Genomic DNA, 21,115 nt, shown 5'->3' with positions numbered 1-21,115 from the left:
CTAAAACAGTCCTTTCAACAACAACGGGAATATATTCAAGTAACCGCTCAAGCACTCTTGAATTCGTTTCTATAACATGCCACGAAAGAAACGAAAGTCCAAGGCCCAACAATACTGAGCTCTTTATATGCATCCCTTTGTTAATTTAAAAGATTCACCTACTCCGATTGAGAAAAAATAGATTTACGCGCTTTCCAGTCATAAATAAGTGAATAGACGACAGGTACGACTACCAGTGTGAGCAGAGTCGAGGTAATCAGGCCGCCGATGATGGCATGTGCCATGGGAGCACGCGCTTCCGAACCTGGCCCAATGCCTAATGCGATAGGAAGCATTCCAAAAATCATCGCGACACTGGTCATTAGTATGGGACGCAAGCGGATGCGAGCTGCATCTGCCAATGCCTCATTACAAGGGACATTATCTTGCATTCGTTGTTTGGCAAAGTCAATGAGGAGAATAGCATTTTTGGTGACAAGTCCCATTAGCATCATAATACCGATTGCCGAAATCACACTGAGAGCGCTACCTGCCAAGAATAATCCAATCAAGGCGCCGATGATGGCTAAAGGCAAGGAGAACATGATGGCAAACGGTTCAATGTAGCTTTCAAACTGCGCTGCCAGTATCATGAAGATGAAGGCAACAGCAAGAGCTAGGGCGACCCCCATGCTGGAGAAGGATTCATCCATATCATCTGACTCGCCGGCAGCACCGATCTGATAGCCTACAGGTATAAGGATGTCTTGTATACTGGGGTAAAACTGATTATCAAAATCGCCGAGGGTTGTTTTCTCCAAATTGGCGGTCAGGCGGATTTCTTTTTGCCGGTCATAGCGATTAATTTCCGCCGGGCTTGTCGTATATTGCCACTCGGCTACCTGGGACAGCGGGATGAGCATTTTTTGTCCGTCGGCTTTTGTTTTTTCGCTGGGTACATAGATAGTATTCAGGCTTTCGGGGTGGCTGCGGTCCATCGCGGTCAGGCGCGCGCGGATATCGACACGCTCGTCGCTGTCGCTGTATTTACCGATGACCGTTCCGGCCAGCAGCGTTTGCAGACTATTGCCGATGGTGGCAGTGGAAACAGCCAAATCATTGGCCCGCTCTGTCTTGATTGTAATATTTAGATTTGGGGTGCCGGGACGGTGACTGGTAACAATGTCTTGCACGCCAGGTATGTTTTCCATTCTTTGCTGCAGTTCATTGGCGATTTCCCCTAACTTTTCCACGGAATCGCCTGTTATCGAAACAGTAACGGGTTTACCGTCTCCTTGCTCTATGTCAATCCGGACACCGGGAAGACTGTTGAGTTTTTGGCGCACTTCACTGATAACGTCAGCTTGACTGCGCTGCCGTTCTTTTTTGGGCACCAGTTTGACAAACAATGTTTGTTCTTCGTCGGCCGAAGTACTGTAAATATGCTGGATTTCAGAAAGTGACCGGAGTTCTTCTATCATCTTCTGGGCGCTATTATCCAACGCCTCCACTGTTGGACCGGCCTGCCTTTTTATCTTCACGGTAAACTGTGCCTGGTCAGTGATAGGCATGAAGGAGGAGCCCAGATACGGAAACAGCATCATGCTGAGCATAAACAAGGCGAGTGCTCCCGCCAGTACTTTTTTCTGGTGCTGATGGAGCAGTTTTTTCAGTAACACAGCGTAAGCGTCTGTAAGACGTTCAAACCAGCCATTCCACTTGGCCCACCACTGGCCCAAACGGCCTGAGGCATGCTGCTGACCCACTGGTAGATATAAAGCTGCCATCATCGGTGTCAGAGTAAAGGAAATGAAGAGAGATACCAGAACGGCAAAGGCAATCGACAATCCAAATTCCTTGATAAATTGTCCACTTGCACCGGACATAAAGCCGACGGGGAAAAATACAGCGACGACGGTAAAGGTTGTGGCCATAACTGCCAGGGCAATTTCTTTGGTTCCTTCCGCAGCGGCCTCAAGGGCCGGCTTGCCCATTTGCCGATGGCGGATAATATTTTCAATGACGACGATGGCGTCATCAATCAGGAGACCGACCGACAGCGACAACCCCATGAGAGACATGCTGTTGATAGAAAAATTGGCTAATTTCATAAAGAAGAATGTGGACATAATGGAGGCGGGAATGGCTATAGCGCTGATGACGGTACTGCGCCAGTCGCCCAGAAACCACAGCACGGTAACAACGGCAAAGAAGCCACCGATTATGAGATCGAACCAAACTTCATGAATAGAGTCCTCAACGCGCTGGGCATCGTCGCGAACCATATGTAAGGCGATACCCGCCGGCAGGCTTTGCTGAATTTTTTCCAGTTCGGCTTTTACTTGTTTGGCTACGTTTACGGCATTGGCGCCGGATTGTTTGCCGATTTCAAGACCGATGGCCGGTTGGTTATCGTAACGGGCAATTGTCTCAATTTCCTTGATCGCATCCTTGACGGTGCCGATTTGCCGGTAATATACCGGTGCGCCGTTTCTGGTGCCAATTACGACGGAGCGGAAATCCTGAGGATCTTCGAAATTTCCTGCTGTGCGTACCGATAAGTTCTGCTTGGTTGCCGTAAGCTTACCGGCGGGAATGTCCTGGTTTTCCTGCTGCAAGCGCTGGGTAACTTCCGGTGTGGAAAAACCGAAAGCAGTCAGTTTGTCTTGGTCTAGCAACAACTGAATCTCGCGTTTCTGGAGGCCCGTTATTTTTAACTGGCCGACGCCGGCAATTTTTTGCAAACGGGGTTTAATCACGTCATCTACTAAAATACTTAATTCACGGAGAGTGACGGTTTCACTGGTAAGCGCAATAGCGACGACCGGAGCCGCCTTCATATCGAAGCGTTCGATAACCGGCTCTTTAATATTGTCAGGCAGTTCGCTGCGAATGGCGCTGACTTTATCCCGGACATCCTGGGTAGCCATGGCCGGATCAATGTCCAGATTGAATTCAACGCCAATCTCCGCTCCGCCGTCTCTAGAGGTAGATCGAATATGTTTTACTCCTTTGGCTTCGCCGACCGCTTCTTCCACCTTTTTGGTAATCTGGGCGTCAATTTGCTCCGGCTGCGCACCTTCATAGATAATGCTGACCGATACATAAGGGAGAGTTGTATCTGGCATTTCGTCCACGTTCATGCGAAAGTAGCTGACAATGCCCAATAGAATAAGGGCGAGAAGGGTAACGGTGGCAAAGACCGGCCGCTTGATGCTGATTTCTGGTAAGCTCATCGGCTGGTACCCCCTTCATTCAGTAAGGCATCACCGTCTTTAATTTTATCCAGATTGTCGATCACCACAGCCATACCTGCCTTGAGTCCTGCTTTGACCTCAATCAGATCGTCGATCAAATCGCCGGTTTCCACCAATGTTTTTTTCGCTTGACCGTTTTCAGCAACATAGACATAATGCAAGCCCTTTTGGGCCATCATAGCGGTTCGCGGTATCGCCAAAACGGATTGCGGCTCACCCGATGTCAAGGTCGCCTGTGCAAACATGCCTGGTTTTAACAGTTGTTCGGAATTATCGACTTTGATTTTAACCCGGAACATACGACTTTCGTTGCCTGCCACCGGATTGATAACAGCCACCGTTCCGGTAAATGCCTGGTCGGGATAAGCGTCTACTGTAACAGTTACAGCAGTTCCCAGTTTTGCTGCGACAATGTCTTTTTGTTCAATATTTACCACAACATACACTTGGTCAATTTGTTCTATGGTAAGGAGTGCAGTGCCGGGTGAAACGACCTGACCGATGGTGGCCGCTTTATTGGCGACCACACCGGTTACCGGGCTTATGATGCTGCCGTCAGCGATTTGCTTTTGGGCATTATTCAGATTGGCATAGGCATTGTCGACTTCAGTACGGCTGGTAATCATTCGGGCCTGGGCACTTTCCAGCTGTTGTTTAGTAACGGCGGTTTTCGCATATAGGTTATAATAGCGCTGATAATCGGCCTGGGCGGTATTGAAATTGGCCTCAGTCTGCCGGACGTTATTTTGGGCGATGCGTTCGGTATTAGCCAATTCTACGGTATCCAGTGTCAAGAGTGTCGCTCCTTTAGGAACGGCCTGGCCGTCTTCGACGAGTATCTGATCGATTTTGCCGGCAAATCGGCTGCTGATGATAGCGGAGGTTAGGCCTTCCACTGTACCTGCTAATTTGAGTGTGTTTGGCTTTGTCGTTTGTCTCACTGCAGCGGTAGTGACCGCCAGGGGCTGTATCATCAGGCTGGCCTGCTGCTGAGCATTGTAGATTCGCCAGGCGACAGTACCGGTAAGCAGTGTCAAAATCAGTATAATCATCAACATTCTAACGCGTGGTTTCTTTTTTATCATGGATATAAACCTCCGTAATAATGCCCATAGCTTGTGCTAACTGTATAGTATACTTGTTGTAGTCATAGCAGGCGTTAATGTAGTTGAGTTTAGCTGAAGTCAGTGCACCCTGTGAGTCGATGACATCCAGGTTGATGCCAATACCAGACTGGTAGCGGACCTGAGCAATCGCGTAATCTTCTTCCGCTTTGTCAACAACCTGAGATGCAATGTCTAGAGCCGTGCGGGCATTTTGCATATTGAAATAGGCTTCTTTGGTTTCTAACGTGACTTGCTCCGTTTTTTGCTGCAGGAGCTCATGTTTCTGTGCGGTTTCCCACTCGGCCTGTTTGATTTTGGCTTTGGTTTTGCTGCCGTCAAATATGTTGAATGATATGGCCACCTGAGCGGACCACGGATTAACGGAGGCCTCCTGATTTTGCCAATCTTTTTTGAGCGACAAGCTTACCGTAGGCAATTGACCGCTTTTGGCTATTTGTATGCCCTGATGGGCGGCTTTTTCTTCCTGATAGGCTTGTTTAAGGTTTGCTCTTTGCACTAATGCGATTTGAATGGCCTGGGCTACAGGACCCTCATAGGCTGACACTGTGCCGGTGTCAGCTAATGTTATCTCCAGATCGTCAGAAAGTCCGAGCAGGGTAGTAAGCTGGCTGTTAGCCAGTCTGAAAGCGTTTTGAGCTTTACTTTGGTTTTGCTTGGCCTGGGCCAGCTCGACTTCAGTCCGCAGCACATCGCTTTTTATTACAGTTCCTTCAGCGTATTGCGCCTGAACGACGGACAAATGTTGTGTCAGGCGCTGAACCGCCTCAGTGGCGAGGCCCACGTTTTTTTCGGCCTGCAGGACATTATAATAGGCCAGATATGTATTGGTGATGACTTGCTGTTTGGTATGTGCGAGATTATACTGTGCACCTGTGTAAAACTCCTTAGCCTGGGCAGTGAGACCTTCGTTGAGCCCGCCGCTGTATAAGGTCGTTTTTGCCTCGATAAATGAAGAGCGAGAAGTGGATGGCGAATCAGCGGTGCCAGGGTAATTCTGGGTTTGCACATGGTTGGCACTGAAAATGGGCAAATAGGTTGAGTGATTTTCTTTGATCAGCCAGGATGCTTTGGCTGTTTCCGCTTCGACCGCTTTTATCGCCGGACTATGCATAAGAGCCAGCCGGATACTGTCTGCTATCGTCAATTGCGCCGGTTGGGCATAGGTTAAGTTGGGCATGCCGCAAAAAATAAGGGTCATCCCCCATAAAATCGATGTTTTTTTTAGGTTCATGAGTTATTCCTTTCTATTGTAAAAAATGTTTTATGTATTGATACTTGTCAGTACGGGAAATACAGTGTCTATTACGAATTCTTGCAGACATCCTGGACCTCCAGCTTATAGCCAAGGCTCCGAGCAGTTTTTATGGCAACTACATCCTCAAATGCATTGAGTTTTCGCCGCAGCAGCCGTACATAGGCATCCAGGTTATTGGACGATACATCTGTTTTAAATCCCCAAATTCGTTCTAAAATAACATCGCGCGGAATTACATGATCCCAGTTACGAACCAGCAGATCAAGCAATTGAAATTCACGGCTGGTAAGCTGTATTTCCGTATCACCCCGCGGTACGCAATGCGTCAGGCCATTAAAGATTAAGCTGCCAACCTGCAGGATATCTTCTGTTAACCCCACTCTACTGCGCTGGCCAAGGCGCGAAGCCTAGCGAACAGCTCCGCAAACTCGAATGGCTTGACAAAACAATCATCGGCTCCCGTATCTAAGGCCAGTACCCGGTCATCAACAGAATCTTTTGCGGTCAGTATCAAAACAGCACCGCTATATCCCCCTTTACGCAGTTGGTCACAGACGGCAATGCCAGTTTTTTCGGGCATTCTCCAATCAAAATCCAGGATTAACACATCATACGGATTCTTGAACATCAGTATCATCACCAATTGGTTACTCGCCTACTGAACAGGGTCAGTTAAAAGGCAAAAAATATTACGGCGACAAGTAGTGTATCAAAGTCCGAACAGCATCATCGGTTAACGTTACTCTTTTCTCCGCCTGCAAGTCAGTATATAGACACTGCGTATTCTGGCGATAAGCTGCTGCTTTCAGAGTCTTTTTCTGCCAGCCCTTATGAAAACACCGGATTAGTTGCGAACGTATCTGGTATGCTTGTTATGCTTTAACAAAGAACTATGAAAGGAAGAAGAACTATGAAAGGAAGAAGAACTATGCCTCATATAATTAACACGGTTTTCCCACGTCATGATTTCTTTCCTTTCAACATTGTTGTTTCATTAATTAATGACCAAGGTCAGTTATGTGGTAAAAAAAGATGCACATTCCTACGCAACTTAAACTTAGGGAATGGATAATTCGAGTTTTCCCTCCTCGATTCCCAGAATTCGTTCCAGCACAGATTCGGTAATTTTTGTTTTCATAAAAAAGATTTCCGCTGGTTCCTTTAGATCACTAATTTCTAATAAGCAATCTACTGTACTCCAGAAAAAAGCAATAGTTTCCTTTATATAGTCTACATGCATGCTTCCCTCTTGATTTCCCTGCTGGATGATATCACGCAAAAGCGGGTTAAAGACAGTTTCAACCTGTTTCTGCCAAATTGTATAAACTAAATTAAATTCTTTTTCGTCCCATAGCCTGTCAATAATAACATCCACTTGACTAGGAAGTGTTAATTCCAAAATAAAGATTTGCAGTTTTTTTATTGCTGTGTGCGATTGACTTTTTATTTGAAAGGAGGCTGCCATCTCGGAGGCCCAGCGCGTACATACGGCTTCTAAAACGGCTTCCTTGGTGGAAAAATAGTAAAAGAAGGTTCCCTTGGCTACACCAGCCTGTTTGACTATATCAACAATCATTGTTTTTTTATAACCGGCAGAGCAAAATAGCTCTAAGGCTGCATCAATCAGCTCTTTTTGCCGAACTTTGGGATCTTTCCTGATTCTCATAATAAATATTACCTCCTAACTAGGTCAAACCTACAAATAAGAAGACTTTCTCCCTGCTTTAAAGGAACCTCACTATCCCTTAACTCGTCCTTCTCACAGAGTGTGACCTCTTCTATACTGCAGTTGATGCGAACTGGTTATTGTATAAATCTGAATAAAAGATATTTGGTTCCAGCAGTTCGGAATGGGTTACTGTTGGAGTATCTTTATAAATAGAATTTATCGTTTCATGACCTTTTCAAATCTAAAGAAATCTTCGCCTCCTGGTAAGTCTTTGTTAATTGGTGTATGCGAATCAGAGTGATGTTTATTGAAATATTCTACGATTTGAAAGCCACATTTATTTACATAAAAATGAATATTACGTTTTTCAAAGTACGGTGTGTGAGTTTCCCAAATTTGGGTTTTAGGGTACTTTTCTTCAATAGCCTTCCAAGCTTTTAAGCCAATACCACGACTGTGTTCAGTTACTGCTATAAAAAAAAAGTCCAACGAGTTATGTTGTGTCATTTCATCGATAGCAAGTACAACACCGCCTGCCTTTTTCCCATTTGAGAGAATATGATAAACAACAGCTCCAGTAGCATTGAAAGATTCTTCTATATCTTTATCAGAAGGAATTAGCTCATCTAAGTTAGAACCAAATGTTTCAACCACTGCAACTGCAAATGCTTTTTGCATGTCTTTTTTAAATTTTGTCAATTCCTCTCTTTTTGCAACCTCTAATGTAACTATATTTTCTATGTTAGCTTGTATCATAAATTTTGTCTCCTATACGTGTATATTACTAAAAATTCCCATCTTAATCGGTATTACTGATTCTATTGTCAAAGAGATTTAAAATAGTATAACAATAGCATTGAAACTGACCAAAGTCAGTATAATTTTATAGAATAGCATTTGTAATGTCAAGAAAAAAGTTAAGTGAGGCAACCTAACGGAATTAGGCAGACCCGTGAAATCCTGCTTTTGATACTTTCCATACTACTTACATTTTCCCACTCCCTTTTCAAATAACCTAGACAATGAAAATATATTTGCTAGACAGCCTGATGTACGGTTCTGTTATCCCGTTAACGGGATAACAGAACTTATCCCGCAAAATGCGGCATCCCGATTATCGGCATCACACCCTCATATAAAGCCCTTCTTTCATGATAATATCGGGATAATATTTAGCGACTCAGTCCGTAAAGCTGCCTGATTAATTCCTCATCATCTTCCCATTCAAGATATGTGGTTTCTCCAGACACCAGCGGGTTCAGCTTTGAAGTAACTTTCTGGATGGCCTCTTTCTTCATTTCCGTATCAGCATTCGCATAAATCAAGGTCGATGAAATCTGCGCATGCCCGAGCCATTCAGCCAGCAATACCATTGGCATACCACTTCTGTACAAGTGCATGCTGCGGCTATGGCGAAACATATGGCAATGAAGCGACTCAGGAACTTCAGGATTCATATTATGAGCAGCGACACCGTATTTCTTGATGAATCTTTCTGTGTTGTCTGGCGACATTGCAAATCGGCGCCCTTTACGCTCAGTGTAAAAAAGATAATCGTCAGAAGTGTGTTCAGGGTAAAAAACTGCAGCATATTTTCTGAAATGATCAACGGTTTTGGGCATTACCGGCACCAAACGCGTTTTTCTGCCTTTTCCGGTAATGACAACGTAGGGAGATTTCCCTTCGAAATGAATGTCACTTAGCTTGAGATCCAGCAGTTCTTGGTTTCGGGCTCCGGTATCATACATCAGTATCATAAAGAATAGGTTTCGCAACTCTTTCTTCTTTCTGGTATCTGGCTGCTCAAGTATTGTTTTCAACGCAGCTTCACTGAAGAATTTAATGACGGTAGTCTTTGCTGCCCTCTTTAAAGGGATAGTACACAAATCTTTGACGTATGCCTGAACACCAATATCCCTGGCACCGGCATATTTAACGAATGACCGGATACATGCGAGCCGATGATTGCGCGTGGAAACACTGCAATACCGTTCTTTTTCAAGATACCCTAAATAATTCTCGACAGTCTCCTTGGAAAGGCGCTCAAAGCTGAGTTTTCCCAGACTGATCCCATTTCTATCGCAAATGTAGCGTAACAACTGGTTAAGGCATTCACGGTATGATTTAACTGTATTGACGCTCACAGCTTTTTGATCGGGGAGATATACCGTCAAAAAGTCTCTCACCAACTTGAAAAACCGAGTGCTCTTCTCATTCATCTTCGGCCACCTCCGGGATCAAATCCGAAAAATGGCTCCAGTCAATAGCAGTTGAACGAATGAGCCTTTCGGGCAAAAGGTGGATGTAATATGCCGTGTCCGAAAAGTGGGTGTGGCCCATGTACGCACTCAGGTACGGGAGCTTGGCGTAAAGGTTCGCGCCTTCGTCCAGCCATTTCATCATCATTGTCGTAGCGTAGCGATGTCTAAGATCATAAGTAACAGCGCTTGCTTCATTGCCAGTTCCCCGGGCTTTACTCCAGATCATTTGAAACTGTCTGGCAAGCCAACGCCGATTAAATGGCGCGCCGTTTGTTGATGGAAAAAAGTACATATGGTTGGCGAAAATCTCTGCAACAGTTGATTGATAATTCTTGCACATCTGTAATACATCGTCGGACATGGCGACATAGCGTTCTTTGTGGGATTTATTTTTTCGGATTAGCAGTATGCCTTTGTCGAAATCAATATCGCAGCCCTGCAGTTCCCGACCTTCGTTCGGGCGTAGGCCGCAGAAATAGATCAATCTCAATAATACAGGAAGAATCAGATGCCGATGCGGAGAACAAAGATTAGGTGGAAGCCCGTCGCATTCCTTGAAAATGCTCAACATCTCTTTATCTGTGAAAATATATGGGGTTCGTGTCTCTTGCCTGGGGAGAAAACTTGATGGGATCACATAACAATCGACTCCGATTGCAGATAGGTACTTAAGCAGCTCCCGAATTGATTGAATCCTTCTTCTTGCCCCGGTCTTGGACTCGTTTTCCCGCCGTGAGCACCAGTTAAGAACTACGTCTTCCTTGAGTTCAGACACATTCAACTGCTTTGACTCTATGAATCTGCAAAAACGATCTAAATCGTACTCGTAGGAACGTCTGGAATAACCAATGGACTCTTTGTAGAGGAGCATATCCTCAATATATTCGCTGAGCGTTTTCATAGTCTGGAGCCCTCCTCAAAAGAGTCAAACCCCAGTGCGCATTCGCGTAAGCCCTCAATATCCAAAGAAATATATGGTCTTGTCGCGCCGGTGTTTTGATGACCAAGTATCTGTGTGACCGTTGTGATGGGTACCCCTTCCATTGTCATCTGGGTTCCAAGCATCCTTCTGATGCCGTGCATCGTTTTCCCATCACCAAGCCTATGTGAAACCCCTGCTGCTTTCATACGTCGGCGCAAGACGCACGCTACTGAAACGCCATCTTTAAAGCTTTGAAAAGGTGCAAGGCTTCTTAAAAATATCTGTGGAGATTCCGATTCCGGACGGCTGTTCAGGATATAGTCTGCCAACGCTGCGCCAACGGCTCTTTGCAGTGGAAGGCTAATTGGTATCTGGGTTTTTCCTTGGATTATTTGGACCTCGCTTTTACGCCAGTCAATATCCGACAGTTTAATCTTCGCAATGTCCCCAGCACGCATCCCGCTGCTTGCTGCCAAAAGCAAAATGGCATAATCGCGTTTCCCTATCGCGGTGCTTCGATCAATAGACCTGATGACTAAGTTCAAGTCATCCAGAGGCATGCACGGATATATTTTTCTCTCTCTTGCTCTCGGCACCATCAGTAAGCCTGCATACGGAAGTCCTGAATCCCCTGAACTGGTGAGATAATGATCCAGTTTACGGAGTGATCCGACAACATCGTCCATGCTTTTTGCGCGTGTCTGCGAAATATCGCTCAGAAACATCTGCACATGCTCTGCCTTAATTTGAGAGATATCGCTGATTCCCAAGCCAGTAAGCGACAGAAGAAAGCGCCTGACTATGGTTTGGTTATTACGATTTCTGAGTTCTGAGTGACTATCATCAGCGACACCGGCGATAATGCGCTCAAAGTTCTCCGATAAAGCGAAAGTATCTTTGTAAGCGGGGCCTTTCCAAACGAATCTGCCCGTCTCGCCTACTTCTCGCAGTATCCTGATTCCTCGGGTGCGGAGATTGAATACATTTCGGGAAATCGCTCCGGCCTGCAGGTTCTCTCTATAGAGTTCCTCAAGTTCGTTTATCAAGTCTTCACTGTAAAATTCTTCTTGTTTTACCTTGAAGAAAGCAGAGATTGGCTTAAAACTACGTGATGCAATCACTTCAAGTGAAGATGGGGCTAATCCTACTTCTTTTTCCAAAATCATTAATGCTTGTTGGATGATTCCAAAAATCGTACTATCTTTCATGTAAACCTCCTATTGAATTTGATAAATTCAATATACAGCATACTGAAAGAAAAATATTATCCCGATATTTTTACGGAAGAAGGGCTTTATATGAGGGTTTCAGATCAATAATCGGGATGCACGATTTTACGGGATAAGTGGTGTGAGAGGTCAAGGCTTAAAGAAGATATTGGACAAAAAGCAACCTCGCGGCAAAAAATCACGAGGCTGTTTTCAATCCTGCAGCAGGCTCAAATACTGCGAAAGTCTTTCCTTTACATATTCACCCACCATGTTCACCATCGGGGAAGCGTCGCTATCCCGATGATAACTGTCAAAGCAGGCGTAATATTTTCTCCTGTCCAAAAACTTCACATTGATGGGCGGGTAACCCGCCTGCATCAGCATAAGGTTTAATAGCAATCTGCCGGTTCGCCCATTGCCGTCGATGAAAGGATGGACTCCTTCAAAATTCAAATGGAACAATGCCGCCGTTTCAATCCTGTGTCGGCTGTCGCGGGGCAGCTCTGCAATCAGCTGCTCCATCTGAACAGGGACAAGGTAGGGCTGTAGAGGTTCGTGGTGCGCACCCATAATTTTCACCGGAATTCTCCGATATACTCCCTTGTCCTCCGGCCTGTTCATCAGGACGAGGGAGTGAATTTCACGGATGACCCTTTCTGAAATCGGCACCTTAGTACTAACAAGTGAAACGCCATAAAGGAACGCATCGCGGTGACCCACCGCCTCCAGATGGTCTTTAAGCGGCTTTTGGTCAATCGTCATGCCCTCCAAAACAAGTGCGGTTTCTTGCAGGGTGAGCGTGTTACCCTCAATGGCATTTGAGTTGTAAGTAAATTCCACGAGGAATTCTTCCTGCAAGCGTTTTAGCTCCCCGCTGGTCAATGGGCGCCGACGGTCAAGCTCCGCCTTCATCTCGTCAACAAATGCAAAGAGCGCAGCGTATTGTTCCGGAATCTTCTTGCCCCGCAGGCTGCGCCCGTCAATCGGTTTTAATGTATCCAACGGAATGAGGTAGGAACGTCCCTTTTGAATGACGCCCTCTATCCGCCCCTCCGAACAAAGGACACGAACGCGGCGGTCGGATATACCCCACCGCTCCGAAGCCTGTTTTACCGTAATGTATTGCATTATTTCACCACCCTAGCCCTTTTTCATAGTATAGCACATTATAGGAATAATATAAATGATTTACTCTGTGTAAAAGCTTATATTATTCCTATGGTACTACTACGAGAGTAGCGGTTATTCAATTGTTCTAACTAAATTGTAAATCGGAATTGTATTTTCATTTTTTGAGTATTCTTTTTAAGTAGTTGACATCTAACAGCAAATTCACTGTCTCAAAATTTCCTTTATAAAACACACCCCAGTTATTGAAAACACAAGGCAATTCCTTTGCTTTTTGTAGCGTATCTACTTGAATTAAAGATACAGGAACATCATTTATTTCACAATACTGTTTTATCATCTCAATATTTTGATAGACATAGGGGCATTGCATATCATAATAAATTGTTAGCTCTTTGCTTTCAATTTTTTGGGTTTTAGCATTTTGTGCAAACTTTGGTGTTGTCCCATCAAAAGAAAGTGCAAGCAATTCATATCCATTATCGGTAGTATCAACAACCTCAAAGCCGAACTTTTTCGCAAATGATTGGTCAGTAAGCTTCATACCCTCCCGGATACGAATTATATTCTTCCTATGAATATCCGTAGTTATGTTTCGGATATTAATCCGCTGGCAAATATTTTTTAAACTCCTCAGTAATACCATGACTGTCATCAATAAGCACGTTTTTCAACATTATCTTCATCGTCTCCAGCGGCGTAGATTCATCCGTCCCCATCACCACTTCCACATGAGGGTACGTCGCATTAATAATGCTTTTGTACTTTCTGACGAATGGACAAAGTTTAACCATGCAGCTTGAAAAATGAATGGTATCCGCTTTACTGAGTTCAACCAGGGGCTTTACTTTCTTTAAAATTTTTTCCAGCGCATAGAGTGTCGGACAACCGGCACAAGTAGCGAAACCTACGATTTGTGATTCTTGATCCTCTTTATACCGCTCAAACATTCCCTTGCGATTATTGAATGATTTGAAACAGCCTACTGCTGAACAACTAAGTTCATTCTTTACATTGCCACAACTCATGATTGCTATTTTCTTCATAAATTCTTACTCCTTTTATTCATTTGATAATTTTAATGGCATACTTCCAAATTTATTAATAATCTCGCGAGTCAGCGGTCGGTTTAGAATACTAATGTAGTACCAACATTGTTTGGTATAAAAGCTTTGGGCATTGACTGTGCTATCTTGTGAATAGCGGACCAACCAGTACAATGCCCCGGCATCAAATAGGTTGGATTAATTTTTTGTAATTCAGTAATTGTAGCAGGAATAATTTTTTCAAATATCCCGCCTGTTAAGTGAAAACCGCCTAATACGGCATAGACTTTTTGAAAATTAGTCAATGTTTGAGCATAGTGAATAGTATTAATAAGTCCAGAATGACAACACCCGGTAATCACAACCAACCCCTTTCCCCGGACATTCACAATAACGCATTGATCATCCTTTACTGCCGGATCATTTTCCCACTGCCCTTTACGTTTTGTATAGTGGATGGGAAACCCTGTTTCAAAATCAGTAGTTCGAGCAATTTCGCCAGAAACAAGAATCATGTCATCACCCAAAAGGGTTGGATCGACTGTATTAATAAAAACAATTTTCTCCTGTTGCGAAGCGGTCAATTTAGGAGCTGAAACATTCACCTCATAGCCCCCCGGCATTATCAATTTTCTACCTAAAAAAGCATCAGGATGACATATAAGAGGTATTTTATGCGATTCTAACTTCTCAACCAGACTAGGCAACCCCATAGTATGATCAACGTGACCATGACTGATTATAATCGCTTGTATGTCATTTATATCAATTCCTAAAGAACTCATATTATGTAAGATGCCATTAGGGCTCATACCTGCGTCCAATAATACAGTTGCTTGTTTATTTCCATTTTTAACCTGAATCATCGTTGAAAAACCATGTTCTGCTATAAGTGCTGAAAAACCATCATCTTTAGTAAGTGGGGATTTAGAACTGTCAAATCTATGTACAATTTCATTACCTGTCATAAATAAGTCAATTGTATTATCCATAATTAGCGTTATTTTTACTTCGTCAACTTCTAACAATGGTATATTTTTTATCATATAAAATCCACCTTTCCACACGTTAGTAATTAATTTAAAGAACTATGCAAAAAATTCTTGTAAACACCTCCTGCTATGAAATTTAAGTCCAGTAATTGAACATTAGAGATATCACCTCACTTCATAAGACTATAAGCAATAACTTATATTCTTATCATACTTTTACTATTTGCACTTATTATTATAAGAACACTGGTCACAAGAAAAATTATACTGACATTTCTCAAAGGCTTTCCTAAACAATTCGTTTATATCTTTTCTATATTCTTTCAAAACATCCGAATTAATTGTATAAAAGACTCTAAAACCCTTTCGGTTCTCTTCAAGAATACCGATATTCTTTAATACCTTTATGTGTTGTGATACGGCAGGTTGAGAAATACCAAGCTGCAGAGCCACATCCGAAACGCAAAAAGTTTCATTACTATTTGAAGCAAGCATTTTTATTATTTTTAATCTTTTCTCATCACCGAGAGCTTTAAGGACGACAGCCATTTCTTTAAGATGATCTTGCATTAATATACCTCTTCCACATAAGTCTATAAGTATTGTCTTATAATCATATCTTTTTGTCAAGTTATATTTCTTGCTGTACCATTTCCACGTCCATTGTCTCATGCATTTTTTATGAGCCTGATATGCCGTTACTCCCTTTTCAGTAAGCGATAAAAGTATCTCTTTACTATAGGCTATATTACGGACTTTATGAACGTAGCCTTTTTTGTGAAGTTTTAAGATAACCTGATACCGCTCCTTTGGAATATAGACAAAAGCTTTTTGAATAAACTTTATCAGCCACCAAAAGGAGGAGGTATTTTTGAAAGTAATCGTTCACCCTCCTCGAAGCCCGGAGGGATTACGCGATTTGCAAAAAAAGGTTGCAGCCGTTCATGCTGAAGCGGTTTTGAAGTACATAACAAAGCTCTCATGCTCTAAAGAACAGAAAATACAATTGGTTTCCAGTATCCAAAATTCTTTCAAGTAAAATAAGTAAGCGAAGCAATTAGAAGACTGCTTCGCTTACTTATTTTATATTGTACGAATACGTTTTAGAAAAACTTGTTGTAAATTTTCGCAGTAGTAAGACAACTTCCTTCGTTTGGATTTTCATGGTATAATTTTTATCAGAATTAGCGGACGTGACCCTTGGCAAAAATCAGCGCAAGAGATGCTTCGATACATTGTTGCCATAGGTCATGGAATCCCCTACTCTATATCAACTAGATTTCCTGCGGATATGGTAAACACTATCTCAGAAAGGAGTGTCGAGTTATCTGCTCGACTTGAATTTTATGACCAAGCAAGAATTATTTAATAAGGCAGATCAGTATAAAAAAATTATTCAAGCGGCACGTCCATTAAAACCGGAAGAAATTAAGGAATTAGATGCCTATTTCAAAATTGGCTTAACCTATAGCAGTAATGCCCTAGAAGGAAATACCCTTACGATTTCTGAAACGAAAATACTATTGGAGGATGGGCTGACAGCTGGTGGTAAACCTCTGAAAGACAGTTTGGAAGCAATAGGTCACGCAAAAGCATATGATTTTATGCTTCAGATTGTCAGAGAAAAACCTTTTGAAATTACAGAGCATATTATTTTAGAATTGCATCGCCTGTTTTACGAAGGGATTGACAAACAAAACACCGGAAAATATCGTGATATTTCCGTCTATATTACTGGAACCGATTATCTACCACCAGAGCCAGAACAAGTTCCACGGCTGATGAAGGAATATATAAATAAAGTAAATCAATTATCAGGAAAAGTGCATCCTATTGAACTGGCTGCGCTTGCTCATAAATGGCTGGTTGATATCCATCCCTATGTTGATGGTAATGGTAGACAGCGCGTCTGCTGATGAATCTATTTTTGATGCATTATGGATATGGTATTGTATCTATCCCGCCTGTATTGAGGATGGAATACATTGAGGCGCTTCGTATATCACAATGTGCTAACCAACCGGATGCCGAACCATTTATCAAATTGATTGCAGAATGTACCATAGAAGCCCAAAAAGATTATTGTAGGCTTTTACGCATAAATACGAATTAAAACAAACGATGCTAAAAAACCTCTGCTTGCTATTTCAAGCTTTCTACTCATAATCTAACCATTCTAACCAAATGAGTTGACAAAACTGGTTAGAATGGTTAGATTTTTAAGCCATTAAAGCCTTTTTAAATTTTTCCCAGAACTATCATTACCTAAACAGATTTATTGAAAAGGCCGATAGCATGTGGTTTTCCCCTTACCTTCCTGAATAAGCTGCCCATTTTTCATCATTTTCTTTAACAGACGGCCACTGGTTGTCTGTCCGATACCTAACAGCTTTTCAACTTCCTGCCGTGTAACCATACCCTGTTTCCTCGCGAGCTGGATTACTTTTTCCTCTTGAGTGTCCCTTTCATCGCTTAGCTGTTTCTTCTCAGTCTGAGCGTTGAGATTCGGCAGGATAATCTTAAAAGCGTTATCTGATGTTTCAATCTGCGGTTTCTTTCCACTGCCTTCATAAATATCCATAATCTTTCGTATACCTGTTCCGTAAGCTTCAATCAGTTCCAAACGATAAAACACGTTTGCCAGCTTTGTGTTACGGCAAACAGAAATACCCATCAGCACATCATTCAATGTTACCCCGGAAACAAGACCGCCAATCGAGGTAAATTCCATTCTGTCGCCATAGATACTGATGAGCGTGCTGGCTCTGAACGAGTATTCCCGATGTACAAGGGAATTTAAGAGGGCCTCTCTGACAGCCACCTCCGGGTAATCCCTAGTATCGATACGCCGCAACTTATCAAAAGTGGATCGGGTTTGATTATGAAAATCGATATAATCATAAACCTCTGCCATCTGTTTAAACAGAGAGCCGGAAAATTCTTTCCGGTCTTTAAATACACTTTGATTGGTTCCCTCAAAAACAGCAGCCTTAATAGTATGCACACATTGCTCGGAGAGAAGTAGTCCAAGATTGGTATATATACCATCCTGATTTATAATTCCGAGTGTTTTCATCTGAATCGGCCCAAACAGAATATTTCTTTCTGAGAATTCTTTTTGTGCCGCCTCAAAAGTCAAATCCTGCTCTAGCGAACGCATTTCCTCAAAGCTGTCTCCATCGGTTTCTTTAATCATTCGCCGGATTGCCGTATCTGTCGCTGGCACAGAAGAATAGCCCTGCCGAACATAAACACCTTCAGGGCGCAATCCTTTTTTTGCAATATAATAAGGACGTTCTGTCCCGCGCTGAATATCAACAGCAATTATGCTCTTTCCCTCTACCTTCAAGGTTTCATAATGAAGAAACATTGTCAAATCTGGCTTAATCGCGTCGCGAACCATGTTACTGATCTGAAGCGCTGCCCCATCTGGATCGTCCATGCCGATAACTTCACCATTATCTTGAACGCCTATGTAAATTTTTCCACCCTCGCAATTTGCAAAAGCTATAATCTCTTTTTTTATATCGTCTACAATGATAGTTTTTAATTCTACAGTTTCGCTTTCCCGAAAATCCATCCATTTACCTCCTAAAAATTTCCTAGCTATATTCTAACCGTTCTAACCACTTTTGTCAATCACTTGGTTAGAATGGTTAGAATCTTGGAGAAATAGGCACTGGATGGATATGAAAAAGCGGTTTCACATGTTTAAAATCCAGAAGAGCGTAATTGGATGCTATTTTTTATTCATTACCAAACAATTTTACCCAGCTACTTTTCAAAATTTGAATAGTATCATTTTCCCATTTTTAACCGTATATGCATGAAAACCATATAGCTTGACAAATTCTTCTTTAGTCAGCCCCAAACTTTGGCGAAAATCCCGTATTTGTCGGCCTTGTCCATTGTATAAAAAAAGATTATAATCATCAAGTAGGTCTGTGATCTCAACGCCAAAAAGCTCGGCAATTTTACTTAGCTTGTCAAAAGGATAAGGGATTTTCTGTCTTCCTGTTCATAGCCGCAATAAGCAGCAATGTGAATTCCAGTTTTTTCAGCCACAGCCTTTTGCCGCAACCCTTTTTTATGTCTGTAATAACGCAGCTTGTCTGATACTGTGGCAATTTCAGAAGGACTGGTATATTTAATATTAAACCGTTCCGCTTCAAGCAATTTGCGTGGCTGCAGTAACTGGAAGTTGTGAATATATAAGGGCGCATACTTAACGCCTCCGATACAATGCCAGCTCATTATATACATATGGTTACCAAGACGTATAAACGGGTGCCATTTTTCATGATAGCGAATCTGGTTAGTATAATTCAAATCATTTTCAGCCACTGTGTGAGTATAGCATTCTCAATGCAGCGGGCAGCATAAGTGGCCAGTCTAATTTTTTTGGCTGGATCGAAGGTGTTAATCGCCTTAATAAGGCCAATGGTGCCGATGGAGATTAGATCATCAACGTCTTCACCTGTATTATCAAATTTTTTAACAATATGGGCTACGAGTCTCAGGTTACGTTCAATTAATACACTACGAGCGCCTTCATCCCCGCCTTTTAGCCGTTGCAAATAGACACGTTCATCTTTCTCTGACAACGGTAAAGGAAATGTATTATTGGCTATGTAGGAAGCAAGCAGGGTGATGCCTTTGATTATTGATGTTGCTAATACCGTTAAAAACGTAATAGCCATTCAGTCATTCACCCCCGAAAAGTCTGTCGATAAAGCTTATGGGACGGACAAGGTGAATGTGCCTGGCAACAAAAAATATTTATTACTCATACCTTGCACAAAGGCCGTAAGTAGCCTATAATCCAAATAAGAAATGGTTGCTATTCAAGGGGGTATGGCTTGCATGGAGCGTTATATTGCCGATATTGGCATATTCTTTGCCAGCACATTGGTAGCACTATACATACTATGGGACAGATTGTTTCCGGAAGATTAACACAACTAAAGAACGAGATTGCTTTTTAGGCAATCTCGTTCTTTTTTCTTCACCTTATTTAGCAACTGATTGCGTACACGTGGGTATGTTCTTAGCAACTACCGTATGAATGGCCTCACTAATGGCTTCACCGATGACTTTACTGAGTTTCATTACTTTAGCTAAAGACGTGCTTTGCAGATCCAGATAGCCAATCTGACTTTGGGCATTGACAACACCGATAACTGAGATATCACCGATAGTAGGCAGTCTGTTGCCTACTGCAATCCCTGCGGCCAACCCCCCCTGCCAGATTTCAATATTACCGACTTGATGACTTTTGCCAAGGCAAGCGTCAATGGCAATAATGAGTGGATGATGATGATGGTGAGTTATCCGATTTAACGTCTCCACAAAGTTACCTGCATGAACAGGCTGTTCTAGTGTACCATACACATTACATTCGTTTTTTCCCTCAAGGTGGGTACCAACTAACGGCCCTAAAGCATCGCCTGTATAACGATCAGAGCCAATACAGAGCGCCACAAGTGGTCGCAAACCGATCCCTTCCTGACGTTTTAAGAGTAGTATCAAATGTTCATATAATTTGTTCCGGATATCGATGTCATGTAGATTAACAGTAAGCCTATTAAGGGCATTTTTTGCCATGCTCTCTCTCCTCTTAGCTATCTCGTTAATCTATATGCACCTTTTATCGGGTTTATGTTTGGTATTCATTATTCGATCAACGGCAATTCCTGGTATTCAGGCATTTTCACAGCCTGGGCCAGTGCCTTGATAACAAAAGCAACATGTTCTTTAAAGTCAATATTCATAGCTTCAGCACTTGTTGTCAGTGTTTCACGATTGACAGCACGAGCAAAGGCTTTATCTTTGAATTTTTTCATAACTGATTTTACTTCTAAATTGTCCAAACTCTTATCAGGACGCACCAGAGCGCAGGCAATAATAAACCCAGTCAGTTCATCCACTGCTAATAATGTTTTTTGCAACAGTGTGCGCTCTGGCTGCCAATCACGAGCATGAGCCTCCACATCGGTAGCAAACTGACTGTCATAGCCAGCGGCAATAAGAATTTCTCGACCATGGTTTGGATGATCTTCAGGATATTTCTCAAAATCAACATCATGAAGCAAGCCTACGGCCCCCCAATATTCAACATCTTGTCCAAATTTTGCGGCATAGGCGCGCATGGCAATCTCAACTGCCAGGCAATGTTTTAAAAGTACTTCGCTTTGAACATGGTTACGTAATAGTTTCCAAGCACCTGATCTACTATAGTCCATCGTAAGCCTCCTGGTTTATATCATAT

At 42.7% G+C, this 21,115-nt stretch carries 20 protein-coding genes and 1 pseudogene; 2 read left to right on the top strand and 19 right to left on the bottom strand.

The window, feature by feature from the left end; genetic code table 11:
- Positions 1-158: 158 nt before the first annotated feature.
- The 14 genes and pseudogenes from AC1ECB_RS04315 to AC1ECB_RS04250 form a co-directional block, all read right to left on the bottom strand.
- Positions 159-3,215: an efflux RND transporter permease subunit gene (locus AC1ECB_RS04315; RefSeq protein ID WP_485667615.1), complete on the bottom strand. Its 3,057-nt coding sequence runs from the start codon at positions 3,213-3,215 to the stop codon at positions 159-161.
- Positions 3,212-4,321 carry an efflux RND transporter periplasmic adaptor subunit gene (locus tag AC1ECB_RS04310; RefSeq protein WP_485667614.1) on the bottom strand — a complete coding sequence of 370 codons (1,110 nt, stop codon included), beginning with the start codon at positions 4,319-4,321 and terminating at the stop codon, positions 3,212-3,214. Before AC1ECB_RS04310 ends, AC1ECB_RS04315 begins: the two co-directional genes overlap by 4 nt.
- Positions 4,296-5,594, bottom strand: a complete 1,299-nt coding sequence (locus tag AC1ECB_RS04305; RefSeq protein WP_485667613.1) for a TolC family protein — start codon at positions 5,592-5,594, stop codon at positions 4,296-4,298. Before AC1ECB_RS04305 ends, AC1ECB_RS04310 begins: the two co-directional genes overlap by 26 nt.
- Before the next feature lie 71 nt (positions 5,595-5,665).
- Positions 5,666-6,237, bottom strand: a pseudogene (locus tag AC1ECB_RS04300) (response regulator transcription factor); the annotation flags it as partial.
- A 438-nt stretch (positions 6,238-6,675) separates the two neighbouring features.
- Complete coding sequence (locus tag AC1ECB_RS04295; protein WP_485667612.1) at positions 6,676-7,284, bottom strand: TetR/AcrR family transcriptional regulator; 609 nt, start codon at positions 7,282-7,284, stop codon at positions 6,676-6,678.
- Between the two features lie 219 nt (positions 7,285-7,503).
- Positions 7,504-8,043 (bottom strand): GNAT family N-acetyltransferase, encoded by a 540-nt coding sequence (locus AC1ECB_RS04290; protein ID WP_485667611.1) that lies wholly within the window; start codon positions 8,041-8,043, stop codon positions 7,504-7,506.
- 416 nt (positions 8,044-8,459) lie between these two features.
- Positions 8,460-9,506 carry a tyrosine-type recombinase/integrase gene (locus tag AC1ECB_RS04285; protein ID WP_485666398.1) on the bottom strand — a complete coding sequence of 349 codons (1,047 nt, stop codon included), beginning with the start codon at positions 9,504-9,506 and terminating at the stop codon, positions 8,460-8,462.
- The gene (locus AC1ECB_RS04280) at positions 9,499-10,449 is read right to left on the bottom strand and encodes a tyrosine-type recombinase/integrase (RefSeq protein WP_485666397.1); all 951 of its coding nucleotides are present in this window, start codon (positions 10,447-10,449) and stop codon (positions 9,499-9,501) included. The genes AC1ECB_RS04285 and AC1ECB_RS04280 overlap by 8 nt, the downstream gene beginning before the upstream one ends.
- Positions 10,446-11,678 carry a site-specific integrase gene (locus AC1ECB_RS04275; protein ID WP_485666396.1) on the bottom strand — a complete coding sequence of 411 codons (1,233 nt, stop codon included), beginning with the start codon at positions 11,676-11,678 and terminating at the stop codon, positions 10,446-10,448. Before AC1ECB_RS04275 ends, AC1ECB_RS04280 begins: the two co-directional genes overlap by 4 nt.
- Positions 11,679-11,891: 213 nt before the next feature.
- Entirely contained in the window at positions 11,892-12,809 is a 918-nt protein-coding gene (locus AC1ECB_RS04270; protein WP_485667610.1) for a Fic family protein, read from the bottom strand.
- 157 nt (positions 12,810-12,966) lie between these two features.
- Positions 12,967-13,353, bottom strand: a complete 387-nt coding sequence (locus AC1ECB_RS04265; RefSeq protein WP_485667609.1) for a YoaP domain-containing protein — start codon at positions 13,351-13,353, stop codon at positions 12,967-12,969.
- A 58-nt stretch (positions 13,354-13,411) separates the two neighbouring features.
- Positions 13,412-13,855: a CGGC domain-containing protein gene (locus AC1ECB_RS04260; RefSeq protein ID WP_485667608.1), complete on the bottom strand. Its 444-nt coding sequence runs from the start codon at positions 13,853-13,855 to the stop codon at positions 13,412-13,414.
- Positions 13,856-13,938: 83 nt separating this feature from the next.
- Positions 13,939-14,901 (bottom strand): MBL fold metallo-hydrolase, encoded by a 963-nt coding sequence (locus AC1ECB_RS04255; protein ID WP_485667607.1) that lies wholly within the window; start codon positions 14,899-14,901, stop codon positions 13,939-13,941.
- A 165-nt stretch (positions 14,902-15,066) separates the two neighbouring features.
- Positions 15,067-15,417 (bottom strand): ArsR/SmtB family transcription factor, encoded by a 351-nt coding sequence (locus tag AC1ECB_RS04250; protein WP_485667606.1) that lies wholly within the window; start codon positions 15,415-15,417, stop codon positions 15,067-15,069.
- A gap of 301 nt (positions 15,418-15,718) precedes the next feature.
- Between AC1ECB_RS04250 and AC1ECB_RS04245 the strand changes: the two genes are divergently transcribed.
- On the top strand, positions 15,719-15,886 hold the full coding sequence (locus tag AC1ECB_RS04245; RefSeq protein WP_156023726.1) for a hypothetical protein: 168 nt from the start codon (positions 15,719-15,721) through the stop codon (positions 15,884-15,886).
- Positions 15,887-16,193: 307 nt separating this feature from the next.
- Entirely contained in the window at positions 16,194-16,763 is a 570-nt protein-coding gene (locus tag AC1ECB_RS04240; protein ID WP_485667605.1) for a Fic family protein, read from the top strand.
- Between the two features lie 359 nt (positions 16,764-17,122).
- On the opposite strand, the gene AC1ECB_RS04235 is transcribed toward AC1ECB_RS04240, so the two are convergent.
- The 5 genes from AC1ECB_RS04235 to AC1ECB_RS04215 all read right to left on the bottom strand — a co-directional run bounded on the left by AC1ECB_RS04235 (position 17,123) and on the right by AC1ECB_RS04215 (position 21,089).
- A complete protein-coding gene (locus AC1ECB_RS04235; RefSeq protein ID WP_485667604.1) occupies positions 17,123-18,427 on the bottom strand; it encodes a DUF977 family protein in 1,305 nt (434 codons plus the stop codon).
- Between the two features lie 398 nt (positions 18,428-18,825).
- On the bottom strand, positions 18,826-19,176 hold the full coding sequence (locus AC1ECB_RS04230; protein ID WP_485667603.1) for a helix-turn-helix domain-containing protein: 351 nt from the start codon (positions 19,174-19,176) through the stop codon (positions 18,826-18,828).
- Entirely contained in the window at positions 19,173-19,547 is a 375-nt protein-coding gene (locus AC1ECB_RS04225; RefSeq protein ID WP_485667602.1) for a sigma-70 family RNA polymerase sigma factor, read from the bottom strand. Before AC1ECB_RS04225 ends, AC1ECB_RS04230 begins: the two co-directional genes overlap by 4 nt.
- A 310-nt stretch (positions 19,548-19,857) precedes the next feature.
- The gene (yyaC, locus tag AC1ECB_RS04220) at positions 19,858-20,451 is read right to left on the bottom strand and encodes a spore protease YyaC (RefSeq protein WP_485667601.1); all 594 of its coding nucleotides are present in this window, start codon (positions 20,449-20,451) and stop codon (positions 19,858-19,860) included.
- Between the two features lie 68 nt (positions 20,452-20,519).
- Positions 20,520-21,089 (bottom strand): HDIG domain-containing metalloprotein, encoded by a 570-nt coding sequence (locus AC1ECB_RS04215; RefSeq protein WP_485667600.1) that lies wholly within the window; start codon positions 21,087-21,089, stop codon positions 20,520-20,522.
- Between the last annotated feature and the right edge of the window lie 26 nt (positions 21,090-21,115).

This window comes from Sporomusa sp. 246TCP1, assembly GCF_057319775.1.
Note: the sequence above shows the minus strand (reverse complement) of the source record. Positions and strands in the feature narration are given on the sequence as shown.

Coding starts and splice junctions, on each gene's coding strand:
- AC1ECB_RS04240 (WP_485667605.1), top strand. CDS start 16,194: ATGACCAAGCAAGAATTATTTAATAAGGCAGATCAGTATAAAAAAATT.
- AC1ECB_RS04215 (WP_485667600.1), bottom strand. CDS start 21,089: ATGGACTATAGTAGATCAGGTGCTTGGAAACTATTACGTAACCATGTT.
- AC1ECB_RS04280 (WP_485666397.1), bottom strand. CDS start 10,449: ATGAAAACGCTCAGCGAATATATTGAGGATATGCTCCTCTACAAAGAG.
- AC1ECB_RS04265 (WP_485667609.1), bottom strand. CDS start 13,353: ATGAAGCTTACTGACCAATCATTTGCGAAAAAGTTCGGCTTTGAGGTT.
- AC1ECB_RS04260 (WP_485667608.1), bottom strand. CDS start 13,855: ATGAAGAAAATAGCAATCATGAGTTGTGGCAATGTAAAGAATGAACTT.
- AC1ECB_RS04250 (WP_485667606.1), bottom strand. CDS start 15,417: ATGCAAGATCATCTTAAAGAAATGGCTGTCGTCCTTAAAGCTCTCGGT.
- yyaC (WP_485667601.1), bottom strand. CDS start 20,451: ATGGCAAAAAATGCCCTTAATAGGCTTACTGTTAATCTACATGACATC.
- AC1ECB_RS04270 (WP_485667610.1), bottom strand. CDS start 12,809: ATGCAATACATTACGGTAAAACAGGCTTCGGAGCGGTGGGGTATATCC.
- AC1ECB_RS04235 (WP_485667604.1), bottom strand. CDS start 18,427: ATGGATTTTCGGGAAAGCGAAACTGTAGAATTAAAAACTATCATTGTA.
- AC1ECB_RS04305 (WP_485667613.1), bottom strand. CDS start 5,594: ATGAACCTAAAAAAAACATCGATTTTATGGGGGATGACCCTTATTTTT.
- AC1ECB_RS04310 (WP_485667614.1), bottom strand. CDS start 4,321: ATGATAAAAAAGAAACCACGCGTTAGAATGTTGATGATTATACTGATT.
- AC1ECB_RS04290 (WP_485667611.1), bottom strand. CDS start 8,043: ATGATACAAGCTAACATAGAAAATATAGTTACATTAGAGGTTGCAAAA.
- AC1ECB_RS04255 (WP_485667607.1), bottom strand. CDS start 14,901: ATGATAAAAAATATACCATTGTTAGAAGTTGACGAAGTAAAAATAACG.
- AC1ECB_RS04275 (WP_485666396.1), bottom strand. CDS start 11,678: ATGAAAGATAGTACGATTTTTGGAATCATCCAACAAGCATTAATGATT.
- AC1ECB_RS04285 (WP_485666398.1), bottom strand. CDS start 9,506: ATGAATGAGAAGAGCACTCGGTTTTTCAAGTTGGTGAGAGACTTTTTG.
- AC1ECB_RS04295 (WP_485667612.1), bottom strand. CDS start 7,284: ATGAGAATCAGGAAAGATCCCAAAGTTCGGCAAAAAGAGCTGATTGAT.
- AC1ECB_RS04315 (WP_485667615.1), bottom strand. CDS start 3,215: ATGAGCTTACCAGAAATCAGCATCAAGCGGCCGGTCTTTGCCACCGTT.
- AC1ECB_RS04225 (WP_485667602.1), bottom strand. CDS start 19,547: ATGGCTATTACGTTTTTAACGGTATTAGCAACATCAATAATCAAAGGC.